This is a genomic window from Teichococcus aerofrigidensis (assembly GCF_054073225.1).
The window spans coordinates 42,408-52,311 of the sequence record NZ_JBSXMU010000017.1; the positions used below are offsets into that span (position 1 = coordinate 42,408).

The 9,904-nt window shown below is 73.2% G+C and carries 7 protein-coding genes and 1 pseudogene; 5 read left to right on the forward strand and 3 right to left on the reverse strand.

What is annotated here, in order from left to right; all coding sequences use genetic code 11:
* The first annotated feature begins 109 nt into the window (after positions 1 to 109).
* From ACVMLK_RS06415 to ACVMLK_RS06425, 3 genes are read left to right on the forward strand one after another with little or no spacing between them, the layout of a single operon-like run.
* Positions 110 to 628 (forward strand): pentapeptide repeat-containing protein, encoded by a 519-nt coding sequence (locus ACVMLK_RS06415; protein WP_370591971.1) that lies wholly within the window; start codon positions 110 to 112, stop codon positions 626 to 628.
* On the forward strand, positions 625 to 2,835 hold the full coding sequence (locus ACVMLK_RS06420) for an ATP-dependent helicase (RefSeq protein WP_198366091.1): 2,211 nt from the start codon (positions 625 to 627) through the stop codon (positions 2,833 to 2,835). The genes ACVMLK_RS06415 and ACVMLK_RS06420 overlap by 4 nt, the downstream gene beginning before the upstream one ends.
* Positions 2,832 to 3,722: a 50S ribosomal protein L11 methyltransferase gene (locus ACVMLK_RS06425; RefSeq protein ID WP_198366198.1), complete on the forward strand. Its 891-nt coding sequence runs from the start codon at positions 2,832 to 2,834 to the stop codon at positions 3,720 to 3,722. The genes ACVMLK_RS06420 and ACVMLK_RS06425 overlap by 4 nt, the downstream gene beginning before the upstream one ends.
* A 159-nt stretch (positions 3,723 to 3,881) precedes the next feature.
* Here ACVMLK_RS06425 and ACVMLK_RS06430 read toward each other — a convergent pair whose 3' ends face one another.
* On the reverse strand, positions 3,882 to 4,262 hold the full coding sequence (locus tag ACVMLK_RS06430) for a DUF1127 domain-containing protein (RefSeq protein WP_198366092.1): 381 nt from the start codon (positions 4,260 to 4,262) through the stop codon (positions 3,882 to 3,884).
* Positions 4,263 to 4,441: 179 nt separating this feature from the next.
* Between ACVMLK_RS06430 and ACVMLK_RS06435 the strand changes: the two genes are divergently transcribed.
* Together ACVMLK_RS06435 and ACVMLK_RS06440 are read left to right on the forward strand one after the other, a co-directional pair.
* The gene (locus tag ACVMLK_RS06435; protein WP_457485917.1) at positions 4,442 to 6,223 is read left to right on the forward strand and encodes an aminopeptidase P family protein; all 1,782 of its coding nucleotides are present in this window, start codon (positions 4,442 to 4,444) and stop codon (positions 6,221 to 6,223) included.
* Positions 6,193 to 7,104, forward strand: coding sequence for a hypothetical protein (locus tag ACVMLK_RS06440; protein ID WP_457485918.1), 912 nt, complete (start codon positions 6,193 to 6,195; stop codon positions 7,102 to 7,104). The genes ACVMLK_RS06435 and ACVMLK_RS06440 overlap by 31 nt, the downstream gene beginning before the upstream one ends.
* On the opposite strand, the gene ligA is transcribed toward ACVMLK_RS06440, so the two are convergent.
* Both ligA and ACVMLK_RS06450 read right to left on the reverse strand, forming a co-directional pair.
* Complete coding sequence (gene ligA / locus ACVMLK_RS06445) at positions 7,031 to 9,217, reverse strand: NAD-dependent DNA ligase LigA (protein ID WP_457485919.1); 2,187 nt, start codon at positions 9,215 to 9,217, stop codon at positions 7,031 to 7,033. The two genes, ACVMLK_RS06440 and ligA, sit on opposite strands and share 74 nt — an antisense overlap.
* 76 nt (positions 9,218 to 9,293) lie before the next feature.
* Positions 9,294 to 9,904, reverse strand: a pseudogene (locus tag ACVMLK_RS06450) (DNA repair protein RecN); the annotation flags it as partial.

A 9,904-nucleotide genomic window follows, 5' to 3' on the forward strand; every position in this document is an offset into this window, starting at 1 on the left:
CCTGGCGCGCGGACCATTCCAGGGCACGAATCAGGCTGGCGATGGAAAGCGCTCCGGCTGCGGGCGGCCGGTGGTTGGCCGCGTTCGCTCCCCGTTCTATATCCAGGGCGTGCCCAGGCCAATCCCGCTTCCCCTCCGCCGCATTCTCCCGGTCCTGCTGACCCTTCCGCTCCTCGGCACGCCCGCCCAGGCGGCCTGTTCCGACGCGGCGGCGCCGGGGGTGGACTGGCGCCGCTGCCTGCAGGACGGCAAGGACCTGCGCGGCGCCGATCTCAGCGGGGCCGTGCTGCGCGACGCCAGCTTCGCCCGCGGCCGCCTGCAGGATGCCGTGCTGGACCGGGCGGAGGCGCCCGATGCCCGCTTCACCTCGGCCGAGATGAGCGGGGCAAGCCTGGCCGGGGCGGTGCTGCGCGGCGCCGACTTCACCCGCGCCGACCTGAGCCGCGCCGTCCTGCGCCAGGCCGACCTGCGCGGCGCCCGCTTCTTCCGCGCCGATCTCAGCGAGGCCGACCTGACCGGCGCCATCATCGCCGGCGCCGATCTCTCCACCGCCCGACTCGGCGGCGCCCTCTGGGTCGACGGGGAGACCCGCTGCGCCGCGGCCTCCGTGGGGTCCTGCCAGCGATGAGCGACGCCGGTTACCTGAGCCGCCTCAACCCCGAGCAGCGCGCCGCCGTCGAGACGGTGGATGGGCCGCTGCTGGTGCTCGCCGGCGCCGGCACCGGCAAGACCCGGGTGCTGACCACCCGCTTCGCGCATATCCTGATGACCCGCCGTGCCTTCCCCAACCAGGTGCTGGCCGTCACCTTCACCAACAAGGCGGCGCGGGAGATGCGCGAGCGTGTCGCCGCCATGCTGGGCCAGCCGGCCGAGGGCCTCTGGCTCGGCACCTTCCATGCCCTCTGCGCGCGCATGCTGCGCCGCCATGCCGGGCTGGTCGGGCTGGAGAGCAGCTTCACCATCCTCGACACCGACGACCAGATGCGCCTGCTCAAGCAGGTGATGGAGGCGGCCGGCATCGACCTCAAGCGCTGGCCGGCGCAGGGGATGATGGCCATCATCCAGCGCTGGAAGGATCGCGGGCTGATGCCGGCGCGCATCACCGCCGCCGAGGACACCGACTATGCCGGCGGCCGCGGCCGCGGCCTCTATGCCGCCTACCAGGAGCGGCTGCGCCAGCTCAACGCCTGCGACTTCGGCGACCTGCTGCTGCACGTCACGGAGATCCTGCGCACCCAGCCGGACGTGCTGGCCGACTACCACCGCCGCTTCCGCTACATCCTGGTCGACGAGTACCAGGATACCAATACGGTGCAGTACCTGTGGCTGCGGCTGCTGGCGCAGCGGGAGAACCCGGCCGAGCGCAACATCTGCTGCGTCGGCGACGACGACCAGTCGATCTATTCCTGGCGCGGCGCCGAGATCGAGAACATCCTCCGCTTCGAGAAGGATTTCCCCGGCGCCACCATCGTGCGCCTGGAATCCAACTACCGCTCCACCGCGCCGATCCTGGCCGCCGCCGCCGGGCTGATCGCCCGGAACAGCGGCCGCCTCGGCAAGACCCTGCGCCCGGGCCGCGACGACGCGGCGGGGGAGAAGGTGCGCGTCGTCTCGCTCTGGGATTCGGAGGAGGAGGCGCGGATGGTGGGCTCCCGCATCGAGGCGGCGCGGCGGGGCGGCCACGACCTCTCCGAGATCGCCATCCTGGTCCGCGCCGGCTTCCAGACCCGCGCCTTCGAGGAGCGGCTGATCACCCTCGGCATCCCCTACCGCGTCGTCGGCGGGCAGAAGTTCTATGAGCGCGCCGAGATCCGCGACGCCATGGCCTATCTGCGGGTGCTGAGCCAGCCGGCCGACGATCTCGCCTTCGAGCGCATCGTCAACACGCCCAAGCGCGGCCTGGGCGACACGGCGCTGCGCGCCATGCATGACCTGGCCCGGGCGGAGGGGCGGCCCCTGGTGGTCGCCGCCTGGCGGCTGATCGAGACCGGGGCGCTGCGGCCCAAGCCGCGCCAGGCGCTGCGCGAGCTGCTGGAGGGCTTCGCCCGCTGGCGCGAGATGCTGCCGCGCGAGGGCCATGTGGTGGTCGCCGCCACCCTGCTCGACGAGAGCGGCTACACGGAGATGTGGAAGCAGGACAAGTCGCCGGAGGCGCCGGGGCGGCTCGACAACCTGAAGGAGCTGCTGCGCGCGCTCGGCGAGTTCGAGAGCCTGGCCGGCTTCCTGGAGCATGTCGCGCTCGTGATGGAGAATGACGAGCAGTCGGAGGATGGCCGGGTCAATCTGATGACCCTGCATGCCGCCAAGGGGCTGGAGTTCGACAGCGTCTTCCTGCCGGGCTGGGAGGAGGGGCTGTTCCCGCACCAGCGCGCGCTGGACGAGGGCGGCGACAAGGGGCTCGAGGAGGAGCGGCGCCTCGCCTATGTCGGCATCACCCGCGCCCGGCGGCACTGCGTCATCAGCCATGCCGCCAACCGGCGCATCTACGCCAACTGGACCAGCGCCATCCCGAGCCGCTTCCTCGACGAGCTGCCGCCCGACCAGATCGAGCAGGAGGGGGCCGCCGGCGGCGCCCGCGCCCGCATGGCCGCGCAGCCCTCGGCCTTCTCCGGCCAGTTCCCGCTGGTGGCGCGGCGCCCCCGCGTCATCGAGGCCGGCGCCTGGGAGGTGGCGGAGCGCCCGGCGCGCGCGGCGGCCATTCCGGCGGGGCAGCGGGTCTTCCACCAGAAATTCGGCTATGGCCGCGTGGTGGCGGCCGAGGACAACAAGCTCGATGTCGAGTTCGACAAGGCCGGCCGCAAGCGCGTGCTCGATACCTTCGTGGAAAAGGCCTGACCGTGAACCGTCACCCTCCGACGCTCGAGACCCTGACCCTGGACGGCCTGCCGGAGGAGGCGGTGCCGGCCTTCGAGGCGGCCCTGCAGACGGTCTGCCCCAGCGTCGGCTACTTCAAGGACGACGCCACCGACACCTGGCGGCTCGAGGCGGTGCGCGAGACGGGATCGGGGGATGACGAGCTGCTGCCGGCCCTGGTCCTCGCCGCGGCGCTCTCCGGCATCGAGCCGCCCGAACTGCAGCGCGCCCCGGTCGAGGCGGAGGGCTGGCTGGCGCGCACGCTGCAATCCTTCCCCGAGCAGGAGATCGGCGCCCGGGTGTTGATCCGGCCGACGCACCTGCCCAACCCGCCGACCTATGGCCGCATCGTGCTGCGGCTCGACGCCGGTCTGGCCTTCGGCTCCGGCGAGCACGGCTCGACGCGCGGCTGCCTGATCGGCTTCGAGCGCATGGCCCACCGTCGGCCGCGCCGCATCCTCGATCTCGGCACCGGCTCGGGCATCCTGGCCATGGCGGCGGCGAAGCGGCTGCGGCGGCCGGTGCTGGCCACCGATATCGAGCCCTGGAGCGTGCGGATCACCGAGGAGAACGCGCGGATGAACGGGCTGCGCAACCGGGTCCGCTCCCGCCTGGCCGATGGCTGGCGCCATCGGGCGGTGCGCGCCGGGCGGTATGACCTCGTCTTCGCCAATATCCTCGCCCGCCCGCTCTGCGCCATGGCGAAGAGCCTGTCGGACCATCTGGCGCCCGGCGGCACGGCGATCCTGGCCGGCCTGCTGGGCACGCAGGTGCGGATGGTGCTGGCGGCGCACCGCCGCGCCGGGATGGTGCTGGAGCGCCGCATCGACCAGGGCGCCTGGTCGGCCCTGGTACTGCGCCGGCGCTGAATGCGAAACCGCCCCGCATCTGGGGGGATGCGGGGCGGCCTGGCTCGATCCGGCGGGGGGAGGGGGGGAGGAACCGGATCGTTGGTCTCTGCCCTGTCTAACGAAGGTCCGGCGGCGTGGTTGCGGGCCGGCTCCGGTTTTTCAGGACATATTCTCCGCTCAGGCGGCCAGGCGGTCCTGCGCCTGGGTGTTGGAATTGGCCGCCGGGCGGACGGTCATGGCGGGGGCCATCGCCGCCACCGGGGCCTCGCCGCGGCTCACAGCCTCGCCGCGCAGCACGCGGGGGATATCGGCGCGGGTCAGGCCGATATCGGCCAGCTCACGGTCGGTGAGGCTGGTCAGCTCGTCATGGGCGCGGCGGCGGGCCGGATAGTCGGCCACGGCGCGGAAGGCGGCGACCACGGCGTTGCGGATCCAGCTGCCGACCGCCTCGTCGCGCTTCTTCATGGCGGCGAGGGCAATGGCCTGAGCCTCGTTCAGCTTCATGGCGGGAAGCAGGGCGTCGGCGTCGAGCTGCGGCTTGGAGATGCGGGCGTTCATTGTCTAGCGTTCCGTCTCTTGCGCGGGGGCGGTCCGCGGGATCGGCTCCTGCCGTCAACCGCCCGCTCCAACTGCGTGGCCATGATGTAATATTGTGCGGGCGCGAAGAGGAGTGCTGGTGCTGAAGCTGAGATATGCGGTTCGCGCATCGATACGTGAGGAAACATGTTCTTAACGGGATGCTCATCAAAGTGAAACAAGCTGATCGCCTGGCCGCCCTCCGCGCCGAGCTCGCCCGCCTCGGGGTGGACGGTTTCCTGATCCCGCGGGGCGACGAATATCTGGGGGAATACGTGCCGCCCAGCGGCGAGCGGCTGGCCTGGATCAGCGGCTTCACCGGCAGCGCCGGGCTCGCGGTGGTGCTGCCGGATCGCGCGCTGCTCTTCACCGACGGGCGCTACACCACCCAGGCCCGGGCGCAGACCGATCCGTCGTGCTGGACTCTGCTGCACATCACCGAGCAGCCACCTCATGAATACCTGTTCAGCCATGCGCCTGACGCAAGGCTAGGTTATGATCCCTGGCTGCATCCGCAGGCGGCGGTGGAGCGTCTCGCCGCCGCCGGCCTCACCCTGGTGCCGCTGGCGGTCAATCCGCTGGACGCCATCTGGCGCGACCGCCCCGCGCCGCCGCGCGCCCCGGCGGTGCCGCAGCCGGCCGAGTATGCCGGGCAGGACGCGGCCTCGAAGCGGGCGGCGGCGGCGGAGCGGCTGCGCGAGGCGGGCGAGGATGCCGTGGTCCTGACCGACCCGCATTCGGTCGCCTGGCTGCTCAACATCCGCGGCGGCGACCTGGAGCACACGCCGCTGGCCCTGGGCTTCGCCCTGCTGCGCGCCGATGGCAGCCTCGACCTGTTCATGGAGCCGGCCAAGCTCGGCGAGCCGGTGCGCGCGCATCTCGGCAATGCCGTGACCTGCCTGCCGCCCGCCGCCCTGCCCGCGACGCTGGCCGGAATGGCCGGGCAGGTGGTGCGGATCGACCCCGACATCACCCCCGCCTGGTTCGCCGCCAGCCTGCGGGACGCCGGCGCCACGCTGCGGACGGGCGAGGACCCGGTGCGCCTGCCCCGCGCGCGCAAGAATCCGGTGGAGCAGCGGGGCAGCCGCGCGGCGCATCATCGCGACGCCCTGGCGCTCGCCCGCTTCCTGCACTGGTTCTCGGTGTCGGCGCCGCAGGGAGGGGAGACGGAGATGAGTGCCGCCGCCCGGCTCCTGGCCTTCCGCCGCGACCTGCCGCTGTTCCGCGCCGAGAGCTTTCCAGCCATTTCCGGCGCGGGCGAGAACGGCGCCATCGTGCATTACCGCGCGACCGAGGCGACCAACCGGCCGATCCACGCCAATGAGGCCTATCTGATCGACAGCGGTGGCCAGTTCACCGATGGCACCACGGATGTCACCCGCACCCTCTGGACCGGCCCCGGCACCCCGCCCGCCGATCTGGTCGAGCGCTACACGCGCGTGCTGAAGGGGCATATCGCCCTGGCCGGGCTGCGCTTCCCGCAGGGCGTCGGCGGCGCGCATATCGACGCCGTGGCCCGCGCGCCCCTCTGGGCGGCGGGGCTCGACTTCGACCACGGCACCGGCCATGGCATCGGCAGCTTCCTCTCGGTGCATGAGGGGCCGGTCAGTATCAGCCGGGCGGCGAAGCCGGTGCCGATCGAGGCCGGGATGATCCTTTCCGACGAGCCGGGCTTTTATCTGCCGGGCGCCTATGGCATCCGCATCGAGAACCTGCTGCTGGTCCGGCCCGCGCCGGAGCGGCCGGGGCAGGTGAAGCCTTTCCTGGAGTTCGAGACCCTGACCCTCGCCCCCTATGAGCGCCGGCTGATCGATCCTGCCCTGCTGACGCCCGGGGAGCGGGCCTGGGTCGATGCCTATCATGCCCGCGTGCTGGCCGAGCTCGGCGGCGAGCTGGAGGCCCCCGTGGCGGAATGGCTGTCTTGGGCCTGCGCCACGCTCTGAAGGCCCGGCTGCGCCGCTTCCGCCGCCCCACCATCCCCGCCGCGCCACCGGTGCGGCCGCTGGATCTGGCGGGGCGGCGGGTGCTGCTGGTCTATGGCCTGCTGGGGGAGGGCGCGGCGCGGCTGGCCCCCCTCGGCATGGACTACATGGACACGCAGCTGCGCTGGCTGCTGGCGCAGGGCGCGGTGGCGCAGGTGGTCAAGCTGCCGACCACGGCGCCCATCGCCCCCAACGCCGCCCTGCTGGCCGAGGCGATCCTGGCCTCGCCCGCGCCCTGCCTGATCGTGGCGCACAGCAAGGGGGGGCTGGAGGCGCTGGCGGCGCTGCTCGATCCCGCCGTCGCGGCGCGCTGCACGGGGCTGCTGGCACTGCAGTCGCCCTTCTTCGGGTCGCCGGTGGCCGATGCCCTGCTGGCCCGGCCGCGGCTGCACCGCAGCCTGGCGGCGCTGGTGCGGGCGCTGCGCATGGGCGGTGGCGCCGGCCTGCCCGATCTTTCCACCCCCGGCCGCGCGGCCTGGATGCGCGAGCACGCGGCGCGGGTGGCCGAGATCACCGCCGCCATGCCGGTGCTCTGCGTCGCCGCCCGGCTCTCCGCCGGGATCACCGGGCCGGATCGGCGCTACCTGCCCATGGTGCGCTGGATGGAGCGGCAGGGGGCGGGGCCGAATGACGGGCTGGTCTCCGTCGCCTCCGCCCTGCTGCCTGGTGCCATGCACCGCGTGGTGACCGGCGGCCACCGCGTCTCGGTCTCGCAGGGCAAGGGGCGCGACCCCATCGGCATCCTGCGCCAGGGGCTCGGCCTGCTGCTCAGCCGGCGGATGGCGTCTCCGCTGCGTCCGGATGGGCCATCGCCCGCCACTCCGCCTCCGTCAGCGTCCTGACGCCGAGCTCCGCGGCCTTCCTCGCCTTCGAGCCGGCATCGGCGCCGATGATGACGAAGTCGGTCTTCTTCGAGACGCTCTTCGTCACCTTGGCGCCGAGCCGCTCGGCCACCGCCTCCGCCTCATCGCGCGAGGTGCGCTCCAGCGTGCCGGTGAAGACCACGACCTTGCCGGCGAAGGGGCTGTCGCCGCCGCCGAGGCTTTCCGCCGGGGCGGGCGAGACCTCGCCGAGCAGGTCGTCCAGCGCGGCCATGTTGCGCGGCTCCTTGAAGAACTCGGCGAGCTCGCTGGCGATGGCGGGGCCGACGCCCTGGATCGAGCCCAGCTCCTCCCGCGCCTCGGAACCGATGACGGTCGCCTCCCGCATCCGGGCGCGCCAGTGATCGACGTCGTGGTAGTGCCGCGCCAGCAGCTTGGCGTTCTGCGCGCCGATGCGGCGGATGCCGAGGGCGAAGATGAAGCGCTCCAGGGCCGGGCGGCGGCGCTCCTCGATGGCGGCCAGCAGATTGGCCAGCTTCTTCGAATCCCGCTTCGACGCCTTGCCCCAGCCCTCCCATTGCCGGATCGCCGCGGCATGGTCCTTCAGGCGGAAGATGTCGGCCGGGCTCCTCACCAGCCCCGCCTCGTGCAGGGCGATGATGTTCTCCTCGCCCAGCCCCTCGATGTCGAGCGCGGTGCGGCCGACGAAGTGCTTCAGCCGCTCCACCGTCTGCGCCGGGCAGACCAGGCCGCCGGTGCAGCGGCGCACCACCTCGCCCTCCGGCCGCACGGCATGGCTGCCGCAGGCGGGGCAATGCATCAGCGGCTGCCAGGGCGCGCTGTCCGCCGGCCGCCTCTCCGGCACGATGCCGACGATCTGCGGGATGACGTCCCCGGCGCGCTGCAGGATGACGGTGTCGCCCACCCGCACATCCTTGCGCGCGATCTCGTCCTCGTTGTGCAGCGTCGCGTGCTGCACCATGACGCCGCCGACATTGACCGGCTGCATCACCGCGCGCGGCGTCAGCGCCCCGGTGCGGCCGACCTGGATCTGGATCTCCAGCAGCACCGTCTCGGCGCGCTCGGCGGGGAACTTCCAGGCGATGGCCCAGCGCGGCGTGCGGCCGACGAAGCCGAGCCGGCTCTGCCAGTCCAGCCGGTCCAGCTTGTAGACGACGCCGTCGATGTCGTAGTCCAGCCCGGCGCGGCCCTCGGCCATGCGGGCCTGGAAGGCTTCCGCCGCCCGCTCGTCCGGCAGCAGCGCCGAGAGCGGGTTCACACGGAAGCCCCAGCGCGTCAGCGCCCGCAGATAGTCCCAGTGCGTCTCCGCCACCGGGCTGCTGGAAGCGCCCTGGGCATAGGCGAAGAGCTTCAGCGGCCGCCGCGCCGTCACCTCCGGGTCGAGCTGCCGCAGCGAGCCGGCGGCGGCATTGCGCGGATTGGCGGGGATGCGGATCTCGGGCCCCACCTTCTCGCCCCGCTCGCGGCGCTGCTCCCGCTCCTCGGCCAGCCGCGCCTGCTCCTCGCGGAAGGCCAGGAAGTCGGCCTTGGTCATGAAGACCTCGCCGCGGATCTCGATCTGCTCCGGCGCCCCGGGGCCCAGGCTGCGGGGCAGCTCGGCCTCGGGCAGGGTCAGCAGGTTGCGGGTGATGTCCTCGCCCAGCGTGCCGTCGCCGCGCGTCGCGCCCCGCGTCAGCACCCCCTTCTCATAGGTCAGGTTGACCGAGAGCCCGTCGATCTTGGGCTCGCCCACGAAGCGCAGCACCTCGGCCTCGTCGAGCCGCAGGAAGCGGCGGACGGTCCTGGCGAACTCGGTGAAGTCGCCGGCGCCGAAGGCATTGTCCAGGCTCAGCATCGGCGTGCCGTGGCGGGCCTTGGCGAAGCCCGCGGCCGGGGCCGCCCCCGGCGCCGCCTCGCTCGGGCTGTCGGCGCGCTTCAGCGCCGGGAAGCGCGCCTCGATGGCGGCGTTGCGGCGGCGCAGCGCATCGTATTCGGCGTCCGTGATCTCGGGCGCGTCGTTCTGGTGGTAGGCGATGTCGGCGGCGGCGATCTCGGCGGCCAGCGCGGCCAGATCGGCGGCGGCCTGGGCCTCGGTGAGATCCTCGACGGCGATGGCGCGGGGCGACGGGGTCATGCTGCCCTGCTAACCCAGCCCGGCCCCGGCGGGAAGCCGGCGGGCGCGCCGAGGCCTCCGGCGCCCTTGCCGTCCGTCAGGCCGGCCCGCCCAGCAGCGAATCCGCCGCCGCCCGGGCCGCCTCCGTCACCGTCTCGCCGGCCAGCATCCGCGCCAGCTCCTCGCGCCGGGCGGCGACGTCCAGCGGTTCCACCCGCGTCTCGGCGCGGTCGGCGCGCACGCCCTTGGACACCCGCCAGTGCTGGTCGCCGCGCGCCGCCACCTGCGGGCTGTGCGTCACCACCAGCACCTGCAGCCGCTCGGCCACGCGGGCGAGGCGCTCGCCCACCGCCGCCGCCGTGGCGCCGCCGATGCCGCTGTCCACCTCGTCGAAGACCAGGGTCGGCACCGGCGAGCCGCGGGCCAGCACCACCTTCAGCGCCAGCATCAGCCGCGACAGCTCGCCGCCCGAGGCGATCTTCTCCAGCTGGCCCGGCTTCTGGCCCGGATTGGTGGTGACCAGGAAGGTGACGCGATCCTGCCCGTCGGCAGCCCAGGCGCGCTCCTCGCGCGGGGCCAGCTCGATATGCAGCCGGGCGCGGTCGAGCTTCAGCGGCGCCAGCTCCTGCGCCACGGCCTTCTCCAGCCGCCGGGCGGCGGCGGCGCGCGCGGCGGACAGCGCGCCGGCGGCCTCGGCATAGGCGGCGC